At 67.8% G+C, this 20433-nt stretch carries 18 protein-coding genes and 1 pseudogene; 8 read left to right on the forward strand and 11 right to left on the reverse strand.

What is annotated here, in order from left to right:
• Positions 1-10: 10 nt before the first annotated feature.
• Positions 11-1237: a M56 family metallopeptidase gene (locus HUA78_RS15230; protein ID WP_174476570.1), complete on the reverse strand. Its 1227-nt coding sequence runs from the start codon at positions 1235-1237 to the stop codon at positions 11-13.
• A 259-nt stretch (positions 1238-1496) separates the two neighbouring features.
• Between HUA78_RS15230 and HUA78_RS15235 the strand changes: the two genes are divergently transcribed.
• From HUA78_RS15235 to HUA78_RS15255, 5 genes are all read left to right on the forward strand, one after another.
• A complete protein-coding gene (locus tag HUA78_RS15235) occupies positions 1497-1715 on the forward strand; it encodes a hypothetical protein (RefSeq protein ID WP_141640285.1) in 219 nt (72 codons plus the stop codon).
• Between the two features lie 152 nt (positions 1716-1867).
• Entirely contained in the window at positions 1868-3466 is a 1599-nt protein-coding gene (locus HUA78_RS15240; RefSeq protein ID WP_141640286.1) for a PKD domain-containing protein, read from the forward strand.
• 94 nt (positions 3467-3560) lie between these two features.
• Complete coding sequence (locus tag HUA78_RS15245; protein WP_141640287.1) at positions 3561-3917, forward strand: MerR family transcriptional regulator; 357 nt, start codon at positions 3561-3563, stop codon at positions 3915-3917.
• Positions 3918-3924: 7 nt separating this feature from the next.
• Complete coding sequence (locus HUA78_RS15250; protein WP_174476572.1) at positions 3925-4860, forward strand: alpha/beta fold hydrolase; 936 nt, start codon at positions 3925-3927, stop codon at positions 4858-4860.
• Between the two features lie 106 nt (positions 4861-4966).
• Positions 4967-5521, forward strand: a complete 555-nt coding sequence (locus HUA78_RS15255) for a DUF1801 domain-containing protein (RefSeq protein ID WP_174456265.1) — start codon at positions 4967-4969, stop codon at positions 5519-5521.
• Positions 5522-5812: 291 nt separating this feature from the next.
• On the opposite strand, the pseudogene HUA78_RS15260 reads toward HUA78_RS15255, so the two are convergent.
• From HUA78_RS15260 to HUA78_RS15275, 4 genes and pseudogenes are all read right to left on the reverse strand, one after another.
• Positions 5813-6223: pseudogene (locus HUA78_RS15260) on the reverse strand (DUF1801 domain-containing protein); the annotation flags it as partial.
• Between the two features lie 25 nt (positions 6224-6248).
• Positions 6249-6647 carry a DoxX family protein gene (locus HUA78_RS15265; RefSeq protein ID WP_174476574.1) on the reverse strand — a complete coding sequence of 133 codons (399 nt, stop codon included), beginning with the start codon at positions 6645-6647 and terminating at the stop codon, positions 6249-6251.
• A 22-nt stretch (positions 6648-6669) separates the two neighbouring features.
• Positions 6670-7215 (reverse strand): SRPBCC family protein, encoded by a 546-nt coding sequence (locus HUA78_RS15270; RefSeq protein WP_174476575.1) that lies wholly within the window; start codon positions 7213-7215, stop codon positions 6670-6672.
• On the reverse strand, positions 7202-7549 hold the full coding sequence (locus HUA78_RS15275) for a helix-turn-helix transcriptional regulator (RefSeq protein ID WP_141640293.1): 348 nt from the start codon (positions 7547-7549) through the stop codon (positions 7202-7204). The genes HUA78_RS15270 and HUA78_RS15275 overlap by 14 nt, the downstream gene beginning before the upstream one ends.
• A 144-nt stretch (positions 7550-7693) precedes the next feature.
• On the opposite strand from HUA78_RS15275, the gene HUA78_RS15280 reads away from it, so the two are divergent.
• Positions 7694-10066 carry an excinuclease ABC subunit UvrA gene (locus tag HUA78_RS15280; protein ID WP_174456268.1) on the forward strand — a complete coding sequence of 791 codons (2373 nt, stop codon included), beginning with the start codon at positions 7694-7696 and terminating at the stop codon, positions 10064-10066.
• A 75-nt stretch (positions 10067-10141) separates the two neighbouring features.
• Here HUA78_RS15280 and HUA78_RS15285 read toward each other — a convergent pair whose 3' ends face one another.
• The 3 genes from HUA78_RS15285 to HUA78_RS15295 form a co-directional block, all read right to left on the reverse strand.
• A complete protein-coding gene (locus tag HUA78_RS15285) occupies positions 10142-13207 on the reverse strand; it encodes a serine/threonine-protein kinase (protein ID WP_174476576.1) in 3066 nt (1021 codons plus the stop codon).
• A complete protein-coding gene (locus HUA78_RS15290) occupies positions 13204-14100 on the reverse strand; it encodes a transcriptional regulator (RefSeq protein ID WP_174476577.1) in 897 nt (298 codons plus the stop codon). The genes HUA78_RS15285 and HUA78_RS15290 overlap by 4 nt, the downstream gene beginning before the upstream one ends.
• Positions 14101-14217: 117 nt before the next feature.
• Positions 14218-15918 (reverse strand): hypothetical protein, encoded by a 1701-nt coding sequence (locus tag HUA78_RS15295; protein WP_174463891.1) that lies wholly within the window; start codon positions 15916-15918, stop codon positions 14218-14220.
• A 213-nt stretch (positions 15919-16131) separates the two neighbouring features.
• Here HUA78_RS15295 and HUA78_RS15300 point away from each other — a divergent pair, with 213 nt between their 5' ends.
• Positions 16132-16815, forward strand: coding sequence for a hypothetical protein (locus tag HUA78_RS15300; protein WP_174463892.1), 684 nt, complete (start codon positions 16132-16134; stop codon positions 16813-16815).
• A 171-nt stretch (positions 16816-16986) separates the two neighbouring features.
• Here HUA78_RS15300 and HUA78_RS15305 read toward each other — a convergent pair whose 3' ends face one another.
• Both HUA78_RS15305 and HUA78_RS15310 read right to left on the reverse strand, forming a co-directional pair.
• Positions 16987-17196, reverse strand: a complete 210-nt coding sequence (locus HUA78_RS15305; RefSeq protein WP_174456273.1) for a hypothetical protein — start codon at positions 17194-17196, stop codon at positions 16987-16989.
• Positions 17197-17205: 9 nt separating this feature from the next.
• Positions 17206-17616, reverse strand: a complete 411-nt coding sequence (locus HUA78_RS15310; RefSeq protein WP_174476578.1) for a VOC family protein — start codon at positions 17614-17616, stop codon at positions 17206-17208.
• A gap of 76 nt (positions 17617-17692) precedes the next feature.
• On the opposite strand from HUA78_RS15310, the gene HUA78_RS15315 reads away from it, so the two are divergent.
• Positions 17693-18211 (forward strand): MarR family winged helix-turn-helix transcriptional regulator, encoded by a 519-nt coding sequence (locus HUA78_RS15315; protein ID WP_141640302.1) that lies wholly within the window; start codon positions 17693-17695, stop codon positions 18209-18211.
• A gap of 79 nt (positions 18212-18290) precedes the next feature.
• On the opposite strand, the gene HUA78_RS15320 is transcribed toward HUA78_RS15315, so the two are convergent.
• Complete coding sequence (locus HUA78_RS15320; protein ID WP_174476579.1) at positions 18291-20141, reverse strand: invertase recombinase-like protein; 1851 nt, start codon at positions 20139-20141, stop codon at positions 18291-18293.
• Positions 20142-20433 lie beyond the last annotated feature (292 nt).

A 20433-nucleotide genomic window follows, 5' to 3' on the forward strand; every position in this document is an offset into this window, starting at 1 on the left:
GGGAGGTCCTTCAGCATCTATCGGGTCCATCGGGTGACCACAGCGCGTCGTCGGGTGACCAGGGAAGGCTGGGCGCAGACGGAACCGGGGCGGGATTGAGGCTCGGTGCGGCAGGCGGGGCGGAAGGGATGGGAGCCGCCGACACCTTCGTGGCGACGACGGCCGGAGTCGCGACCTCTGGCGCGGCCGAGTCCGAGCGAGCCCGCGGCGACGCTGTCTGCTCGCGTGCGACCAGTTGGACCGGCAAGAGGACCGCGAGGCCAAGGAGTAGCAGCGCCACTCGCAACGAAGTACGGCGTCGCGGAGTGGAGACATCGACGTGTTCCAGCATGGACAACCTCCTGTGCAGCGTGTGGATGCGAGTTGAGGCACCGAGCACCGCGGCGGTGCCGTGGCTACGGGTGACGCCAAAGGTGAGGAGGAGCTGGCCATAATCACCGGGCGCGGCCCCCGTGAGGCGGAGGGCTTCGGCGTCACAGGCCTCCTCTCGTGCCAGCGCATACTCCTGGGCTGTCTTGCGTACGAGCGGGTGGAAGAAGAGGACGCTCTCCGCGAGTGCCGGAACCCAGCCAAACCACAGGTCGCGGCGCTGGAAATGGGCCAACTCATGAGCCAATGCCATCCGCACTGCTTCCAGGTCCAGGCACCGGACCGCCTGCGCGGGCAGAACAATCACCGGGGAGATCAGCCCCGTGGCCAGAGGGCTCGCCATCTCATCGGACATCAGGAGACAGGGCACTCGGCGCAGTCCCGCGGCGGAGGCGAGCTCGCTGATGGCCTTCTCGATGTCCGGTTGGCGAAGGGGCACCGCGCGAAGGCGCAGGCGACGCATGCGGCTCCAGGCCCGCACATGCCCCTTGAGCTGCCAGGCGATTCCCAATCCCCACGCAACGAGCAGCACCGCCGCGCCCCCATGTCGCCAGGGCACTCCATCGCCCATGAGAGCCATGGTGTCCGGAGTGGCCACGTTCTCCTCCGGCCCCATCGACTCCACTCGTCCCGGAATCAGCGTGGGCAGGAGAGGAAGCTGCACCGGGCTCAACGCCCCCAGGGACAGCACGAACTTGAGGGAAACCAGCCACCACAGCCCCGCGCGCAGGGCGGAGGGCATGCGCGGCACTGCGTGGGACAGCCCCCAGACCAGCGCGGCCCACGGCGCACCCTGCCAGGAAGCCCGCCACAGACACTCCAGTGTGGAAAACCCCCAGCTGAAGTCCGTCAGCCATTCAGCACCCATGGGCGCACTCCTTCCCCTGCTTCCGAGAGTTCAGCCGGGCCACGACGTCCTGGAGCTTCCGAGAACCGGGTGAGGTGCCCCTTCGTCCGCAGCCACTCCATCACCCGCTCTCCCACGGTCGCCATGACTACACCTGTAGTCAGAACGTACGCGTGACTACAGCCGTAGTCAAGTCATCTCCGGAGCCGAGCTGCTTGCGCGACTGAACTCCTCCCAGCGCCACCTCGCCCTTGTCAGTCCATTCAGAATGCCCCTTGCGGTGCGCAAGCGAATCAACGCGATGGTCGCGGTATCGCGCATCGAGGAACTCAACAGAGTGGAATCGACTCACGCAGATGGCGAGCCGCTCTCATCGCCTGAAACGTTTGCCGACCCGGCGCTCCTGAACTCCATCGTCGTGGCTCGAGTGTTCGGGGAAAACCCTACCAACGCCCATGCTTCAACGTTCCTGCCTGACTTGAATCGCTCCAAAGATTGACATGGCGAAATCGCCGCTCCCAAGGTTGGCCTGTCGCCGACGCTGGCGACCCGGAGCGCCTGCTGGTGTGAGCGAGCGCAATGGCTCTCACAGGCAGACGCGCATCGCCGTCCATTGCGTCGTTCGCGACGCTCAATGCCGAGGAGCCATCCATGTCGAAACCAAGCCAGTCAGCGCCACCCCTCTCCCGCCGCCTGTTACCAGCACTCGCCGCCCTCGCCCTGGCCGTCGCCGCACCGGACGCCAGCGCGGCCTCCGCGGTCTACGGCGGTGGCCCGTTCTACTCCGGCGGCACCGCGGTGATGGACGACCTGCGCGCCTCGGGCTTCACCACCATCATCCTGTGGAGCTTCCACATCGAGGACAACGGCGACCTCGTCTACAACGACATCCCCGTGGTCAGGAACGGCGCCTACATGGGTGATGCCGCGTGGCCGACACGCCTGGCCACGCTCAAGACCGCGCCGACCTCGGTGAATCGCATCGAGGTGTCCATCGGTGCCTGGAGCGTTCCGGACTTCGAGCGCATGGCCAGACTGGTCAATGGCACCGCCGCCGGCTGCGGCACCACCCTCGTCTGCGGCACCGGCAGCAACAGCATCCTGTACAGGAACTTCCAGGCGCTGAAGGCCGCCACCGGCGCCGACGCGGTGAACTTCGACGACGAGAGCGCCTACGCCCTGGCTCCAACGACGACCTTCGGACAGATGCTCATCGGCCAGGGTTACAAAATCACCTTCGCGCCGTACACCCAGCAGACGTTCTGGCGGAGCCTCAAGGACAACCTGGGCAGTGCCGTCGATAGAATCTACCTTCAGGTGTACGACGGCGGCGCCGGCAACAACCCGGCGAGCTGGAACACCGCGATGGGCATGACGGTCGACCCGGGCCTGTGGTCCAGGCATGGCACTGGCTGCACTTCGGGCGACAGCCCGGCCTCGGTGCAGAGCCGGATGAGCGGCTGGAAGACCAGCGCTGGCATTCGCGGCGGCTTCATGTGGTTGTACGACGACATCCAGCGGTGCTCCGCGCAGGGCACGAGCGCGCAGTACGCGGCGGCCATCAACACCGCGGTCAGCGGCAACACCCCGCCGGTGGCGAACTTCGGCGTCACCGTCAGCAGCCTCACCGCGACCTTCAGCGACTCGTCCACCGACGCCGACGGCACCATCACCTCGCGCAGTTGGAACTTCGGCGACGGCGGCACCTCCACCGCGACGAACCCCTCGCGCACCTATGCGAGTGCCGGCAACTACAACGTCACCCTCACCGTCACCGACAACGGCGGCGCGAGTAATACCAAGAGCCAGACGGTCTCGGTCGGCGCGGGCGTCGCCAATCTGGCGTTGAACAAGCCCACCACCAGCTCGGCCGCCTGCAACAGCAACGAGTCCGCGGCCAAGGCGGTCAACGGCAGCGTCTCGGGCGGCACCACCGACAAGTTCTGCTCGCTGGTCTCGCCGGCGTGGATGCAGGTGGACCTGGGCTCGGCGCAGACGGTCAGCAGCTTCACCCTCAAGCACGCGGGGGCCGGGGGTGAGAACACGAGCTGGAACACCCAGGCGTTCACCATCCAGACGTCGAGCAATGGGACCACCTGGAGCACGCCTGTCACGGTGAGCACCAACACCGCCAGCAGCTCCACGCACGCCATCACCTCGACGTCGGCGCGCTACATCAAGCTCAACGTGACGACGCCCACCCAGAATGGAGACCCGGCGACGCGAATCTACGAGTTCGAGGTTCGCTAAGCTCTTGAAGAGGAAGCCGACCCGCGACGCACCGTCGCGGGTCTTGACCTTGACACTGGTGTCAGGGACTAGCGTTCGTTTCCAAGAGAGCCGGATGAACATCGGAGAACTCGCCAGGCGCACGGGCTGCAGTGCGCGCTCCATCCGTCACTATGAGAAGACGGGGCTCCTCAGGTCGAATCGACGCGCGAATGGCTACCGGGATTTCGATGGGGAGTCGGTGCCCCGGGTGATGCAGGTGGCCCACCTCATCCGGCTGGGCTTCTCCCTGGGGGACATCGCCACCTTTCCCCCCTGCATGCTCCGCGACGTCACGCATGCCATCTGTCCGCAGGCGCTCGCGCTCCACCGCAAGCGGCTGGCGGAGTTCGACCAGCAACTCCTGGAGCTCGCAGGCCGTCGAGACCGGCTCGCTCGCGCGCTGGGCGCGAATGCCCGCTCCACGAAATGAGGACCTCATGCATCGTCGCGACCTGATGAAGACCGCCCTCCTGGGCGCGGGCATGCTCCCGATGCACGGCGCCCTCGCCGCCGCGTCCGAGCGGGGCAAGCAACCCCGTCGCTCGTTCCTCCTGGTGCATGGCGCCTGGCACAACGCCCTCCACTGGGCGCGCCTCACGGAGGCACTCTCCGCGCGAGGCCACCAGGTGGTGGCCATCAACCTGCCCGGACACGGACTCAATGCGCGGTTTCCCTCGGCCTACGTGACGGGCGACGCGGCGAAGCTCCTCGAGGAGCGCTCACCGCAGGCGGACTTCACCTTGGAGGACTGCGCCGTCGCCGTGGTCACCGCGCTGGAGAAGCTGCGACAGGGGGCGGGCGGGACGAAGCCCGTCCTCGTGGGCCACAGCGTGGGCGGCGCCGTCATCACCCGGGCGGGAGAGCTGGCGCCACAGCACATCGGCCGGCTCGTCTACCTGAGCGCGTACTGCCCCCTGCGACTGGGAAGCCCCAGTGGCTACAACGAACTGCCCGAGGCGCGCACCGGCTACGGGGAGACGCTGTTCCTCGGGGACCCGGGGAAGCTGGGCGCGGTGCGCATCAACCCTCGCGGAGGCACGGACTATCTGGAGGCCCTTCGCGAGGCGTATTACCAGGACGTGCCCCTGGTGGACTTCCTGCCCTTCGCGCTCTCCCTGACGCCGGACCTCCCCTTGTCGCTCTGGACCGCCAAGGTGGGAGCCACCCCGGCGCGCTGGGGCCGGATTCCTCGCAGCTATCTTCGCTGCACCCAGGACCGCGCACTGGCACCGGCGCTCCAGGAGTTGATGATTCGCGAGGCCAACGCCTTCACGCCCGGCAATGCCTTCACCGTCGAGTCATTGGAGGCCTCGCACTCGCCATTCGCGTCGCAGCCCGAGGCGCTCGCCGCGCTCCTGGACGGTCTGCGCTGAGCTGAGCTGAAGTGAAGGTTGCCCTCGGCAGCCTGGGCCGCGAGGCTTATCCTCCAGTCGTTGGAATGACGTGCGTCAAAGCCACCGAGGTCCAGGAGGGAGCACAATGGCCGGCAAGACACCCCGGAAGTCGGCGAAGGTCGCCAAGAAGACCGCCGCCAAAGCCAGCAAGCCCAAGCCCACGAAGGCCCCGGCGAAGAAATCACCGGCACGCCGTGCGGCGCCCAAAGCCACCCCGGCCCCGCGCAAGAGCGCCAAGGAGCCTCGCCTCCTCTCCGGCGGCAATCCTCAAATCGCGAAGGGCTACGGCGACGCCCCCGTGCAGGCCTACATCGCGGCCATGCCGGGCTGGAAACGCAACGTCGGGCACCGCCTCGACGCGCTCATCTCGCGCACCGTCCCCGGCGTCAGCAAGGCGGTCAAATGGAACTCGCCGATGTACGGAGTCGAAGACCAGGGCTGGTTCCTTGGCGTCCATTGCTTCGCGAAGTACGTCAAGGTGGCGTTCTTCCGCGGCACCTCGCTGCGTCCTCTCCCCCCGGGCGAATCCAAGAGCCAGGACACGCGCTACCTCGACATCCGCGAGGACACTCCGCTCGACGAAGCTCAGTTCGCCAGGTGGGTGAAGCAAGCCAGCAAATTGCCTGGCGAACGGATGTGAGCGGCCACCCGCGCCGCTCCTGAAATCAGCGCGAACGCCGCCGCCTCTTTCATCAGCGGCGGCGTGTCCGACCTCATCCGCTCAGCCTCTTCTCCAGACCCGAAATGAGGCGCCCCGTGCGGAACCACGCAGGGGCGGAATCCCTCAGGACTTCGCCTTCTTCGAGGGCCTGGCCTTCACCGCCGGCTTCGCCTTCGCCTTCGAGGGCTTCGCCTTCACCACCGCCTTCGCCTTCGCGGGCTTCGCCTTCACTACCGGCTTCGCCTTCGCGGGACTGGCCTTCACCACTGGCTTCGCCTTCGACGGCTTCGCCTTGCCCTCGCTGTTGAGGTCGATCGCCTGGCGAATGAGCATCTTGAACGCGGCCGCATCCACCTTCTCTCCTTCGCGGATGTCGATGGCGCGGCGCGTATTCCCTTCGAGGCTCGAATTGAAGAGCCCGCCCGGGTCCATCAGGGAGGCGCCCTTGATGAAGGTCAGCTTCACGACCTCCTTGTAGGACTCGCCCGTGCAGATGATGCCGTCGTGCGACCAGACCGGAGTGCCCATCCACTTCCACTCCTCGACGACGTCCGGGTCCGCATCCTTGATGAGCTTGCGCATCCTGGCGAGGGTCTCCCCACGCCAGCCCCCAAGGTCGACGATTCTCTGCGAGATGAGCTCCGATGCCGACGGGCCTTCACCCGCGACGGGCTTTTTCATGGTCTCCTCCTAGAAATTCCAGCGCTCAGGCGGTCGCCGGGCGAAGCCCAACGGACGGGGCCTGCAGGCGGCGCCAGAAGAAGTACGAGAGCCCCCAGAGTACGCCGGTGACCACCGCGTAGATCCACGACTCCGGGCCGTGTCCCATCGCGAGGTGGGCGATGAGCGCCGAGACGAGGGTGAAGGCGAAGCCCGCATAGGCCCACTCCTTGAGCCGCGCCGGCACCGGCGCGAGCAGCAGCACCACGCCGAGCAACTTGGCCCACGCGAGCTCCTTGCGGAAGTAGGAGGGGAAGCCGAGCTGGGCGATCGCCTCCGCCACTTCCGGCATGCTCAGCTGCGCGTAGGCGGTGAAGCCCATCTGCAGGCAGAGCAGCGCGGTGACGACCCAGAAGCCAATGACGATACCTTTTGAGCGGTGCATGTTCATGTCCAACGGGGGTTAGTTAGAAGGAGGGAGCTTCAACGCCGAACTGCCTGGCGTACTCGGCGTTCAAGCGCTGCCAGCCGTCGAACCCCATGGCGTCAGGGCCGACGATGCGTCCGATGGGCTGACCCGCGAGCAGCCGATCCATCACATCGAAGCAGATGTGCCATCCCGCGGCGCCCATCGAGATGAAGCCACGGTTGATGTTGTGCCAGAGCGTGAGCCGGGTGCCGGCACCCTGCGGCTCCAATTCCCAGCGGAGGTCCTGTCCCCCCCAGCTGTATTCGAGCAGCCGGGGCTCGTCGGCCCGCTTGATCTGCGTCTCGGCGACCATCTGCTTCGGAGCGCCCACGGTCGACAGCTTCGCGGTGCCCACGCTTCCCAGGTTCCGGTCAGAGTCGAACGGCGCCCATTCGCGCAGATGCTCGGGCTGGGTGATGGCCCGCCAGACCTTCTCGGGAGGATGGGAGAGGTCGCGCACGACCACGAGCGTCCACTTCTCCCCCTCTTTCTGAACCCTGGCACCAGAAGCGGCACCCGGCATGTAGTGCTCACGGCTGCTCATGTTTCTTCTTTCCTTTCACAGGAGGAACCTTGTCCATCTTGTCCAGGTGCTGCTCCAGCGCATCCAGGTGCTTCGACCAGAAGCGCCTGAAGGGAATCAGCCATTCGTCGAGTTCCATGAGCGGCTCCGGTCTCAATCGATAGAGGCGACGCTGCGCTTCGATACGTGATTCCACGAACCCGGCGTCCCGCAGCACCCGCAGGTGCTTGGAGACGGACGGCTGCGACAATCGAAGCTCGCGCTCGATGTCGCCCACGGAGCGCTCCGACGAGAGCAGCAGGCTCAGGATGGCCCGTCTGTGAGGCTCCGCGATGATGGCGAACGATGATTCCACGCCCAATATATACCCATTGAGGTATATACCCGTCAAGGCATATTACTCGCCGTCAGCCGCCGGTCGACGTAGAAGCTGAGCGGCCGGACGGCCAGACCGTTCGGATGTCCCACACCCCACCCCACTGCCGTTGGTTCCCAAGCCATGACTGAGCGCAAGCCCTCCCCCAGCCAGCCTCCCGCGGACCGCCACGACCTGATTCGCGTCCGGGGCGCACGTGAGAACAACTTGAAGGACGTGAGCGTCGAGCTCCCCAAGCGACGGCTGACGGTGTTCACCGGCGTGTCGGGCTCGGGCAAGTCGTCGCTGGTGTTCGGCACCATCGCCGCGGAGTCGCAGCGGCTCATCAACGAGACCTACAGCGCGTTCGTGCAGGGGTTCATGCCGAGCCTGGGCCGGCCGGAGGTCGACGTCCTGGAGGGGCTGACGCCGGCCATCATCGTCGACCAGGAGCGGATGGGCGCCAACTCCCGCTCGACGGTCGGCACGGCGACCGACGCCAACGCGATGCTGCGGGTGCTGTTCAGCCGCCTCGGCAAGCCGTACATCGGCTCGTCCAACGCCTTCTCCTTCAACATCCCGTCGGTCCGAGGGGTCGGAGAGGTTTCAGTCGAGAAGGGCGACGGGAAGACCGAGAAGCGCGAGTTCACGGCCGCCGGCGGCATGTGCCCGCGCTGCGAGGGCATGGGCTCGATAACGGATATCGACCTGGCGCAGTTGTACGACGACACGAAGTCGCTCGCCGAGGGCGCGCTCACGATTCCTGGGTACACCCCCGACGGCTGGCAGGTGCGCATCTTCGCGGCCTCGGGCTTCGTCGACCCGAACAAGCCCATTCGGAAGTACACGAAGAAGGAGCTCCACGACTTCCTCCATCACGAGCCCATCAAGGTGAAGTTCGAGAGCATCAACCTGACCTACGAGGGCCTGATTCCGCGAATCCAGAAGTCGTTCCTGACCAAGGACAAGGAGGCGATGCAGCCGCACATCCGTGCGTTCGTGGAGCGGGCGGTGACGTTCACCCCCTGTCCCGAGTGTGGCGGCACCCGGCTCAACGCAGCCGCCCGGTCCTCCAAAATCAAGAAGATCAACATCGCGGACGCCTGCGCGATGCAGATCAGCGACCTGGCCGAGTGGATTCGCGGGCTGAACGAGCCGTCCGTCGCGCCGTTGCTGGCGACGCTGCGGCAGACGCTCGACTCGTTCGTGGAGATTGGCCTGGGCTACCTGAGCCTGGACCGGCCGTCGGGGACGCTGTCGGGCGGTGAAGCCCAGCGCACGCAGATGATTCGTCACCTCGGGTCCGCGCTCACGGACGTGACGTACGTGTTCGACGAGCCGACGGTCGGCCTGCACCCGCACGACATCCAGCGGATGAACAACCTGCTGCTGCGGCTGCGCGACAAGGGCAACACCGTGCTCGTCGTGGAGCACAAGCCGGAGGTCATCGAGATCGCCGACCACGTCGTCGACCTGGGCCCTGGGGCTGGAACCGCCGGTGGTGAGGTGGTGTTCGAGGGCACCGTCGCCGCGCTGCGGGCCAGCAAGACGCTGACCGGACGGCACCTGGACGACCGGGCTGCGTTGAAGCCGTCGGTGCGCAAGTCGTCGGGGGCGCTGAAAATCCGCGGCGCCAGCTCCCACAACCTGAAGAAGGTCGACGTCGACATCCCGCTCGGTGTGCTGGTGGTGGTGACGGGCGTGGCCGGGTCGGGAAAGAGTTCCCTGATTCACGGCTCGGTGTCGGGCAGGGACGGAGTGGTGTCGGTCGACCAGGCCCCGATTCGGGGCTCGCGGCGGAGCAACCCCGCGACGTACACGGACATGCTGGAGCCCATTCGCAAGGCGTTCGCGAAGGCCAACGGCGTGAAGCCCGCCTTGTTCAGCGCCAACTCCGAGGGCGCCTGCCCCACGTGCAACGGCGCCGGAGTCATCTACACCGACCTGGCGATGATGGCCGGCATCAGCACGCCCTGCGAGGACTGCGAGGGCCGACGGTTCCAGGCGGCGGTGCTGAAATACAAGCTCGGCGGGCTCAACATCGCCGAGGTGCTCGACCTGCCCGTCAAGGACGCGGTCGCATTCTTCGGTTCCGGCGCGGCGAAGACGCCGGCCGCGCATGAGATTCTCACGCACATGGCCGACGTCGGGCTCGGCTACCTGCGGCTCGGCCAGCCGCTCACGACGCTGTCGGGTGGCGAGCGGCAGCGGCTGAAGCTCGCGACACACATGGGCACCGACGGAGGCATCTACGTGCTGGATGAACCGACCACCGGACTGCACCTGGCCGACGTCGAGCAGATGCTCGGGCTGCTGGACCGGCTGGTCGACTCCGGCAAGTCGGTCATCGTCATCGAGCACCACCAGGCGGTCATGGCGCACGCCGATTGGATCATCGACCTGGGACCGGGCGCGGGCCACGAGGGCGGGAAGATTGTCTTCGAGGGCACCCCGGCCGACCTGGTCGCGGCGCGCTCGACGCTGACCGCTGAGCACCTCGCGACGTACATCCGCTGACGAGGAGTCGTGGACCACGGGGGCGCGGGTGATGACCGCGCCCCCTCGCCGTTGATGTCGCTCCCCTTGAAGCGGCTACCCGCGACAGCGCCCCAGCTCGGCTCGCGCCTCCGCCGTCTCCTGAGCGTAGGCCTTACTCCAGACGGACAGCTCCTCCCAGGCGCGCCGAGCCTCTACGCAGGCTTCATCCACCGCACCCGTCAGCCGGAGCGCCCGCGCGAGCCGACGACGCACTCTCGGGACACGCGCGGAGACCACCTGCCGCGCCGTGAGTACCTCCAGCGCGGTTCGCAGCGGCACCAGTGCCTCGGCGGGCTGGCCCCGCGCGAGGTGGACGTCCCCCTGGAGGAGCAACGCCTCGATGCGCTCGGACGACGAAGACCCCAAGTCCCGCTCCATGCTCGCGAGCGCCCGCTCCACATGCCCCCGGGCCTCGTCAACCCGCCCCAGGAAGAGGAGGGCATCCGCCAGGGCACGCAGCCCTGCACCATCCACCTCGCCCTTGGCGACCAGGGGCGCTTGGAGCAAGACGCCGCGCGCATGAAAACCTCGCGCCTCGTCCGGACGCCCCAGCAGACGCAGCAGCCTGCCCACCTCGTGGACATCCAGGGCCACCTCCGGGTGTGAGGCGCCGTAGACGCGCTCTCGATGCGCCAGGACGCGTCGCACGTGCGCCAGCTCCAGCGGGCGCTCGCCCTGCTCTCCCAGGACGCCGAGTCGGTTCGACTCCATCCCCATCAACACCGGGCTGTCCGCGGCCACGCTCGCGCGCGCCACTGCCCAGCTCTCCTCCGCGGCCTTGCGCGCCTGGGCCCCATGTCCCCACTCGAAGTAGACGAGGGCCAGGTTGGACAACGTCCGGGCCACCGACAGGTTCTCCTCGCCCAGCGTCCGGCGAAGGATTCCGAGCGCCCGCTGGAGGACCGCCTCGGCCCTCGTCAACTCACCCAGCAGGGCCAGGGTGCCACCCAGGTTCGCCAGGGCCCGTCCCGTGTCCCGGTGCACCGGACCAAAGTGCTCCTCATGGAGCCGCAGCGCCTCCTCCTGCCAACGCTTCGCCTCCAGCAGGCGCCCCTGTTGCCGGGCCAGCAGGCCCAGCCGACCACTCAGCTCCGCGCGCGCGTGCGTCTGTCCGCGCGCGGTGACGGTCTCCAGCGACGCACGCAAGAGCGGCTCCGCCTCCGAGAAGCGGCCCTCCTGCTCCAGCAGCTCCGCCTGCACGTTGTCCAACATCGTGTCCAACTCGGCGTCACGCAGCGTCTCCGCCACGGCACGGGCGCGCTGGAGGAAGGGCCACGCCTCCGGGGTGCGCCCCAGGCCATATCCATGCAGCCATGCCTGCGACTTCAGCACCCGCGCGAGCACACCCAGGTGTCGCCCCGCCTCGGCCGCCAGCGAGCCCTGGGCCAGCGACGCTCGCGCGTCCTCGAACGCTCCCGCATCCTCCTGCAACAGCGCGCAGAGCTGATGCGCCTCCGCTTCCAGGGGGCGATGCCGGGTGGCGAGCGCGCGCTCCCGGGCAGGCAGCGCGATTCGCAGCGCCTCCGGTGTATGGCCCGCGAGCAGCTCCGCGTTCGCCCGCGCCAGCTCCGTGCGCACCGCGTCCACCTCCGCGCGCACCCTCGGGTCTTCCGGTGGAGACACGGCCTCCTGCAACGTGCGCACGTCCGCGCAGCGGCCCACGCCGCCAATCGAGGCACCCAGCCCGAAGCCCCGCTCCACCGTCCGCGCGTCCGCGCCCTGCAGCGCCACCGTCAGCCGGGACAGCTCTCCCAGCCGCTGGTCCAGACACGTCATCCGAAGCCCGAGCACTGCCTCCGACTGCTCACCGAAGACACGAGTCGCCTCGCACGCGGACTGATGCGCGTGCATCCAGTCCCGGGTCCACCGCTCCAGCGAGGAGGCCACGGCCTGGAACGAGGCCTCGGCCGAAGGGTCCTCCGTCCGCAGGAAGGCCAGATGCGTGGACTCACGCACGGACACATCCCAGATGCCCGCGAGGTGCCGCTCACTGCCCTGACAGAGTTCGCTCGGTGTCGCCGCGGAAGGCCCCAGCACGACGAACCCCAGGCCCACCACGCCTCCCGCGAGCACCGCCGTAGCGGCGATGCGATTCCAGGCCACCACCTCCCGTGAGAGCTGGGCCCGCAGCACCTGCATGGACTCGAAACGCCGCGACAGGTCCACCGAGAGTCCACGCCGGACCACGGCCTTGAGCCACGAGGGCACGCCCCGCGTCTCGGGACGAACCTCCTGGCGCTGCATGGACGACAGGAGTTCCTCGCGCGTGGCGCCCTCGAAGGGCCGCTGCCCGTTGAGCGCCTCGTAGAGCGCGACGCAGAAGGCGAACTGGTCCGAGCGAGCATCCCCCCGCTCTCCGCGGAGCTGCTCCGGCGCGCCATACGCGAGCGTCCCCAGGAACGCCCCGGTGACGGTGAGCGACTCTCCACCAGGGACTGGAGCCTCGTCTTCTCGAAGAGGCTCCAGGGCACCCGCCGCGTTGGCCAGGCCGAAGTCGGTGATGCGCACCTGACCATCGCGCGTCAGCAGGACGTTGTCGGGCTTGAAGTCGCGGTGGATGATGCCCAGCGCGTGCGTCGCCGCGAGCCCATCCGCCGCCTGGATGAAGCGCGCGAGGATTTCCCGGCGCGTGCGCGGCTTCTCCGCCAACCACCGCCGGAGCGTGCCGCCCTCGACCAACTCCATGACCAGGAAGAGCTGCCCCTGGAACTCGCCCACGTCGTGCAAGTGGGCAACATGGGGATGCGACAGCCGGGCCATCGTGCGGGCCTCGCGCTCCAGTCGCTGACGCGCCTGGGCCAGGGAGTCCACCCCCAGCCTCGCGAGGTTCAGCAGCTTGAGCGCCACCTTGCGGTCCAGCTCCGGGTCATAGGCGGCATGGACGCGCCCCATGCCTCCTTCGCCAAGCAGACCGAGCACCATGTACCGCCCCACGCGCGCGCCGGAGACGAGCAGCCCCGTGTCGACCAGCGGTGGAGGCGCCTCGAGTCCGCCCAGCGCGGCGAGCACGCTCCGGCACTCCGAGCAGCCCGCGACATGCTGGCGCACGACCGCCGTGCCCTCCGAGTCCAACGCGCCATTCGCATAACCCGAGAGCGTGTTCTCGTCCGGGCAGCTCATTCGCGCACCGCCAGCAGACCCGAGAGGCTCAGGTCCAACCGGCCATGGATGGCGCGCATCAGGCTGTCGACTTCCGGCTCGGGCAGCGACAGACGCTCGGCGAGCGCGCGCCGCGTGCGCTTCTCCAGCAGCGTCTGCACCGCGGAGAGCCTGCGTGAGAGCGTGGACTTGTGCAGGTCGAACAGCGCGCCCATTCGCTCCAGGGAGAGGCGCTCGACGAAGTGCAGTCGCAGCAGCTCCCGGTCCTCGTCGTCCAGCGAGGCCACCGCCCGGATGAAGGCCGCGCGCACATGCCCCCGAGCCTCCTCCCGGACGAAGCCCAGCTCCAGCCCACCCGGGGCGGGATGTGCGGCGAGCACCTCCGCTTCGACGTGTGATTCTTCACCCTGCGCCTTGCGCAGCCTCAGCGCGAGCCGCACCGCGGAGATGCTCACCCAGTGCAGCAGCGGCCCCATACCCGAGTAGCCAAGCAACCGTGAGGGTGCCTCCTCGCGAGGCATCAGGAGGTTGGCCCGGAGCACCTGCAGGACCTCGTCCGCGAACGCCGGTGAGGGATGGATGCGCGACAGGGGGACACGCAGCTTGAGGAGGACCTCCTGCTCCAGGAGCGCACAAGCCGCCGGTAGCCCCTGCGCGCAGGAGAGCGCGAGCGCGAGGTCCCGGGCATGCAGTCGCTCCAGCACGCGCATCGGGTCCGCCGCCCGTGAAAGCTGGGCCCCGAGGTGACGCGCGAAGGTGCTCGGCTGGGGCGCGGCGGAGCGGAGGGCGGCGGCCTGGGAGACGGCTCGCTCCACTGCGGCTCGGGCTCCCGGAGCCTCTCGAAGACGGAGGGAGGACTGCTCGCCGGCGGACTGCACCACCAGCTCGAAGGACTCGGCGTCAGCCCCATGCATCCCAGGCACTCCTGACATCAAGCCCACGATTCGACGGAACCGGGGCCCACACCCAGGAGGCTACCACCGACACCCACGACGGTTCAGCGCTTCTGGAGCGCCCCGCCGCCCGACAGCTCACGGCAGGCGCAGGGTGAAACTCCAGGACCTGGCAACACCCACGAAAGGATCGGGAGAGGTGGCCACGACGCCATAAGTCCCCGACGATTGGGCGGTGAAGCGCCGGGTCGCCGTTGGCGCATCGAACAGCAGGGGAACCTCCGCGCCATTCGGGTCCAGAATCCGGAGACCCACCGCCCTGGACTCCACGACATAGGTCCGGCTCGCCTCCGACTCGAAGGCGAATACGTCGATGTCCGTCCCCAGTTCGAAGGAGCCGTCCACTGTCGCAGGGAGCGTCAACGGCGTGGCATGGGCCGCGTCATCGCCGTGGTCGTCCGTGCCCACCCGCGCCATCTTGAACGTGAAGAAGAGAGGAGCAGTCTGCGAGCTGATCGTGAAGGTGACGTCCCCCGAGGACAGCAGGTGGATGTTCCAGGTGCCACCCCCGGACGCACGATGCACGCGGAAGGACGCGACAGGAGCGCTCGTCGACAGCGTGCAGCCGGGCGTGCAGGTGAGCCGGTACACGCCATCCGCCTCGAGAGGAATGGTGAAGGCATCCAGGTCCGCCACGTTGTGGATGAGCCCGGTGACAGTCTCCTCCACCGCGACGCGAGTGGCCGTTTCGGAAGTGCCACCATGGTCATCCGGTCCCAGGTTCTCCACTCCCACCTGGAAGTCCGTCCCCCAGGCTGAGTCCTTCTGGACATGCACGTAATACGTCCCCGTCGTGGGTGCGCCCTGGACGATTCGGCTGGAGGTGGTCGCCGCCAGCGTCGTGCCGTCCGCGTCCGTGAGCTTGACGTTCGCCACACGCGAGGGCGTCAGCCTGACGTCATGGATTTCCCCCGCGGTGGCGAAGAAGGAGAAGACATCCACGTCGTTGGTGCCCTGAAGCCGTGCCGTCACGGGGACACCGTCCGTCAGTCGGGTCGCGGCGGGAATCGCATCCGCGTGTTCATCCACCCCCAGGTCGTCCAACTGGCAGTGGGTGGCCGGCAGGCTGCCGTTCGAGGTGGAGACGCGGACGAACCACGTGGTCGGGTCCGGGCTCTTGTGGCCCACGCTGCCACCCACTCCCCCTCCTGACGCTCCGCTCTCCAACACTGCGCCCGCGCCATTCATCAGAGTCAGGGAGGTTCGCTCGGACTCACAAGAGAATCGGAAGCCCTGGCCCGCCTCGGTGCGGAAGGTAAAGACATCCTCGTCATCGTCGAACTCGAGCGTGACAGGGAATGGTGCACTCGCCAGCTCCACCGGCGTCGCCGTGGCGGGTGTGTCACCGTTCGCATCCTTGCCCATGTCTTCCAAACGGTAGAGATACGTCCCCGAAGCGCCGTCCTCATCCGCGGCCACCGTGATGAACCGGGGAGACGCCTCCGTGGAAGTGAACTCCAGGTGGGCGCCGCCTCGAGCCACGACAACCAGCGAACTCATTACCTGCCCCGAGGCACCCAGCAGGCGCACGGCCACCTTGGCCAAGGTGCCGGGCCGGACGATGAAGCGAAGGCCATGGCCCGGCAGGGTGGGCATGGCGAAGACATCCTGATCCTTCCACACCCGGAAGGGAGGCTGGATGGCAGCGTCGTGGAAATCCACCGAGGGTGCCAGCGTCGTGGCGGCCGCCACGGCGTCACCGTGGTCGTCCGGCTGCCGGTAGGCGGAGATGAAACAGCTGAGGCCCGAGGCCTCCTCCCATGCGCTGCAGTGACACATGGGGGCGCCATCGTCGGAGACGCAGCGTCCCGCGCTGCATTCCACATCGGCGCAAACGCGCGCGTCTTCTTCGGCGGAAGGGAAACCACAGGCGACCCAGAGGCCGCAGGCCACCAGCGCGAACAGGCGCGGGCTGAAAAATGAGCGAATGAGGGACACCGGAGACCTTGGGTTGACGACCGTCGATTGACCGTAATAACCAAACACCCGCGCATGCAAACGCTCTCTCGTCCCGCCGCGCAGGCGCTGGTCCTGCTGTCACTCCTGGTGTCTTCTCCAACCTTGGCGGAGGAACACGCGGGGCTCGAAGGGGGCTTTCCGCGCTGGCTCGCCATCTCCGCGCGCGGGGGCTACCTCATGCCCGGCGGGCGCATGGATGGCTCCGCCGAGCCGTTCTACCTGTACGAGGTCTACAAGGGGCTCTTCGCCGCCATCCTGGAACCCACCGTCCGAATCGGCCCGAACGTCGAGTTGGGGCCCTGGCTTCAGCTCGCCTACGCGCAGATGCGGATCCGCTGCTCCGCCGACCAGGCGTGTCCAGGCAGCAACCTGCGCTTCGGACTCCAAGGCAACTACCACTGGAATCCAGCCGGCCCCTACTCACCCTGGGCGGGGGTGGCGCTCGGCCACGAAACAACGTCGTTTTCGATTGGAGACGTCGACATCACGTACTCCGGGCCGGAAATCACGCTCCAGGCAGGGTTCGACAGGAACTTCGGCGGAGCCTTCTGGGCGGGGCTCTTCGTCAATGTCACGGGCGGCCGATACAGCACGCTGGATGTGGACCTGAGCACCGGCTCTGGAAGCGAGAGCCTCCGCGAGCGGACCCTCCACCTGTGGGTCGGCTTCGGCTTCCGCGTGAGGCTGGCCGCGCCCCTCGCAGCGGCCCCTCGCTGACGCCCGGACAGTCCTCATCGAGCCTGATGACAGCGGTCATCACCCTCGATGGCTCCAGTCACCGGCCACAGGGCTCCAGCGCCCGTCCCGGCTGAAGCGCTTCAGAGGGGAAACGGCACACTGGGGGGACCGCGAGAGGCTGGCACACGCCGTGCCTTAGGGGAGGTCACGTCACGGGCTGGACGACGTCTGGCCCCATCCCCCACCGCATCCCCGGAGCACTCCCATGCGCGTCTCCAACCGCCCCGCGTCCACTCCCGCCACGACACCGGCTTCGTCCTCCAGCGCGGCGTCCCCCGACAAGAAGGACGGCGTCTCGAACCTCTTCGGGTTCTGACGCGGCAGCGCTCCAGAGGGCCGGGCGCGGCGTCGAGCGAGCATCCGCGACGCCTATGCGCCCTTCAACTCGATGGTGTTGCCCTCCGGGTCCTGGATGTAGAACGAGAAGCCGTCACCCGTCGCACCGTACCGCTCCCCAGGAGCGACCACGGCGACCCCCTGCTCGGCCAGGTGGGCGCGAATCGCCGCCTCGTCGAACGGCTGCACGGTGATGCAGAAGTGGTCGACGTTGCGACCCTCACGCCCCGGTGCCGCGCCTCCCGCGCGCCCCAGCTTTCCATCCAGGGACACCAGGTCAATCATCGCCGTCCCCACCCGCAGGTGCGTCAAGCCGAGGTGCGGCACCTCCCGGTCGACGGTGCAGCCAATCACGTCCCGATAGAAGGAGGCCATGCGCGCCGCGTCGGCGACACGCAGGACCAGGTGGTCGACCGTGGCTGGTTGGAAGGGTCGCTGACTCATCGCTGGAACTCCATTATCTTGATGTCGAGACAATGCAGCCGAATTATCTCGACGTCAAGATATCTGGAGTTCGCGAATGAGCAGGAGCACCCAGGACCATGTCGACCGCTTGCGGGGCCAGTGGGAGCGGGAGCTTCCGGACGTCGACACCCAAGGGATGGAAATCCTCGGGCGGGCCCGTCGCATCACCCTGCGGGTGCGGCCCCCCATCGAAGCGGTGTTCGAGGAGCACGGCCTGGACACGGGCGAGTTCGACGTCGTGTCAGCGCTGCTGCGCTCGGGCCCGCCCTACCGGATGCGCCCGACGGAGCTCTACAAGTCGCTGATGATTTCCTCCGGGGGGCTGACCGACCGACTGGCCCGGCTGACCCGCGCGGGCTTGATTCGCCGCCCCGCGACGGAGGGAGACGCGCGCAGCCTTCCGGTGGAGTTGACCCGGGAGGGCCGTGAGCGCACCGAGGCGGCGTTCCGCGCCGACATGGCCGTCGAGGCCCGGTTGCTCGCGGGCCTGTCACGCAACGAGCGGGCGACGCTGACCTCGCTCCTGCGGAAGCTGACGCTGAGCCTGGAGACAGCGGAGACCGAGGACGGGTGACTCACGACGAAAAGAGGGTCGAGCGCTGTCGGGTTCATCCACCCCGACCGGCGCTCGACCCCCTCATGCGACAGCGGCGCTAGTCCTTCGTACAGACGACGTCGTCGACCTGGAGGTGGTCGCGGTCGGCTTCACTCCGGCTCGGATAGAGGAACAGGCGCCAGTCGCGCACGTTGCCGGTGAAGCGGAAGAACACCGGCTGCCACTCGTCACTGTCGACGACGAGGAAGTCCGTCTGCGGGCTCCAGCCTCCGCTCGAGTAGATTCGATGACGGATGCTGCCGTGGCCTCGCACCCGGTACGAGCAGGAGTAGTTGCCGCTCGGGACGTTGAACTTCTCCGTGGAGAAGCGCTCGGCGACCTGGATGGGGACGACGAACTGCAGCGCCGTCGAACCGCCGTGCACCGCGTTGAGGTAGCGCACGAGACGCGTGGGCTTGATCTCCGTGCCCGGGTCCGCGACGCCGTTGTCGATGCCGTACCAGTAGTCAGGGATGAGATGGTTCCCCTGGTAGGGGATGGAATAGATGTTCCAGGACTCGAAGCCACCGTTGCGGACGATGTTCGCGGGGTGCTCCGCTGGGACGCAGCTGCGGGTCGCCGGGTCACAAGCCGGCAGGGCGCCGACGCAGTCGAGGGTCGTGAAGCAGGCGCCTTCGGCCAGCTCACACACGCCCGTCGTGGGATTGCAGGTGGTCGCCGGGCTGCTGCACACGACTCCAGCGCAAGGGTCTCCGGCGACGCAGAGGTGCGTGCTGGTTTCGCAGACCGGCGTCTGCGGAGTCTCCGCGCAATCGGCGTGGCGGACGCAGCGGTCCTCGGCGACCACGCACGTGTTGGTGTCATCACAGGCCTCCCACGCGGCGCAGTCCCCGCCGATGTTGCAGCGACCCGAGAGCGGCTCGCAGGTCGCGGAGGCATTCACGCACCGCTCCCAGGACTCGCAGCTGACCACGTCACACGGTTCGGCCGCCCGCATGCAGCGCACGTCGTCGAGGAGCAGGTTCTCTCCGCTCGTATTCCGAACGCTGAAGATGAGTTCGAACGTGTCGAAGACGTCGCTCGCCAGGTTGAAGTTGTACGTCACCTGGGTCCACGCCGTGGTGTCGACGGAGATGTAGGACGAGTACGAGGAGTAGTCGTCGTCGAAGAAGGCATTCCGGACGTCGCCGGTGCCCCGCGCCTGGTAGGTGCAGGAGTAGCGACCGGCGGGCATCGACTTCGCCAGCGTCGTGAACCGCCGGTGCGTGGAAGAGGCGTTGGTCAGTCGGACCGCGTTCACGCCTTCGAAGGCATTCGTCGTCACCTTCTGCACGGCGCCGGAATCGATATTCGACTTGCTGCCGAACCACTGCGCCGGAAGCGCATCGGGCCACACCTCGAAGCCCCAGTTGTCGATGACGCTCACGACGGGAGGCTCACCGGCGTCCGGAGTCCCACCACCCGCGTCAGGCGTCCCACCACCCGCATCGGGGAGTTCACCACCCGCGTCCGGCGTCTCACCTCCAGCATCGGGGAGCTCACCGCCTGCGTCCGGAAGCTCTCCGCCCGCGTCCGGCGTCACCTCGCCTGCGTCGGGAAGCTCTCCGCCCGCGTCCGGCGTCACCTCGCCCGCGTCCGGAAGCTCTCCGCCCGCGTCCGGCGTCACCTCGCCCGCGTCCGGAAGCTCTCCGCCCGCGTCCGGCGTCACCTCACCCGCGTCCGGAAGCTCTCCGCCTGCGTCCGGAATGTCTCCGCCCGCGTCCGGCGTCACCTCGCCCGCATCCGGAGTCCCACCACCCGCGTCGGGCGTCCCACCACCCGCGTCCGGCGTCCCATTTCCCGCGTCAGTCCGGGTCTCCCCCGCATCGGGAATCACCCCAGGCTCTGAATCACCACAGGAAACAACCAAGACCAGCAACGCGGTCAGACACCCTCGAAACAACGTCAAAGCAAGCCTCCGGGTCCCAGCAAAGTTCCTTTCGTACCACAATTTTCAAGTAGCGCGGGTGGCGCCGGGGTCACAAGAGGACCGCACCGGGGAGGGTTCACGACTCGGGAGATTCGCCAGGACGGTCGGTGCTGCTGGCCTCGGACCCAGCGCGGCGCAACGGAGCAAGCCCGCGCCAACCGCTCCCCCATGCGGTTCCGAGCCGCTCGTTCCCATCTGGAATCAGCTCAAGGACAAGCTTGGCGGGAATTGGCGACGCCCTCGACCCGAGGCCTGATTGACGCAGCGGCCG

It is taken from the genome of Myxococcus sp. CA033 (genome assembly GCF_013336625.1).
Classification (GTDB): domain Bacteria; phylum Myxococcota; class Myxococcia; order Myxococcales; family Myxococcaceae; genus Myxococcus; species Myxococcus llanfairpwllgwyngyllgogerychwyrndrobwllllantysiliogogogochensis.

Bases quoted from the DNA above. Each gene is read 5' to 3' on its own strand.
- HUA78_RS15305 (WP_174456273.1), bottom strand. From the start codon at position 17,196: ATGCTCGCTCGACGCCGCGCCCGGCCCTCTGGAGCGCTGCCGCGTCAG.
- HUA78_RS15280 (WP_174456268.1), top strand. From the start codon at position 7,694: ATGACTGAGCGCAAGCCCTCCCCCAGCCAGCCTCCCGCGGACCGCCAC.
- HUA78_RS15265 (WP_174476574.1), bottom strand. From the start codon at position 6,647: ATGCACCGCTCAAAAGGTATCGTCATTGGCTTCTGGGTCGTCACCGCG.
- HUA78_RS15315 (WP_141640302.1), top strand. From the start codon at position 17,693: ATGAGCAGGAGCACCCAGGACCATGTCGACCGCTTGCGGGGCCAGTGG.
- HUA78_RS15240 (WP_141640286.1), top strand. From the start codon at position 1,868: ATGTCGAAACCAAGCCAGTCAGCGCCACCCCTCTCCCGCCGCCTGTTA.
- HUA78_RS15255 (WP_174456265.1), top strand. From the start codon at position 4,967: ATGGCCGGCAAGACACCCCGGAAGTCGGCGAAGGTCGCCAAGAAGACC.
- HUA78_RS15250 (WP_174476572.1), top strand. From the start codon at position 3,925: ATGCATCGTCGCGACCTGATGAAGACCGCCCTCCTGGGCGCGGGCATG.
- HUA78_RS15310 (WP_174476578.1), bottom strand. From the start codon at position 17,616: ATGAGTCAGCGACCCTTCCAACCAGCCACGGTCGACCACCTGGTCCTG.
- HUA78_RS15245 (WP_141640287.1), top strand. From the start codon at position 3,561: ATGAACATCGGAGAACTCGCCAGGCGCACGGGCTGCAGTGCGCGCTCC.
- HUA78_RS15290 (WP_174476577.1), bottom strand. From the start codon at position 14,100: ATGCATGGGGCTGACGCCGAGTCCTTCGAGCTGGTGGTGCAGTCCGCC.
- HUA78_RS15270 (WP_174476575.1), bottom strand. From the start codon at position 7,215: ATGAGCAGCCGTGAGCACTACATGCCGGGTGCCGCTTCTGGTGCCAGG.
- HUA78_RS15300 (WP_174463892.1), top strand. From the start codon at position 16,132: ATGCAAACGCTCTCTCGTCCCGCCGCGCAGGCGCTGGTCCTGCTGTCA.
- HUA78_RS15285 (WP_174476576.1), bottom strand. From the start codon at position 13,207: ATGAGCTGCCCGGACGAGAACACGCTCTCGGGTTATGCGAATGGCGCG.
- HUA78_RS15295 (WP_174463891.1), bottom strand. From the start codon at position 15,918: ATGTGTCACTGCAGCGCATGGGAGGAGGCCTCGGGCCTCAGCTGTTTC.
- HUA78_RS15230 (WP_174476570.1), bottom strand. From the start codon at position 1,237: ATGGGTGCTGAATGGCTGACGGACTTCAGCTGGGGGTTTTCCACACTG.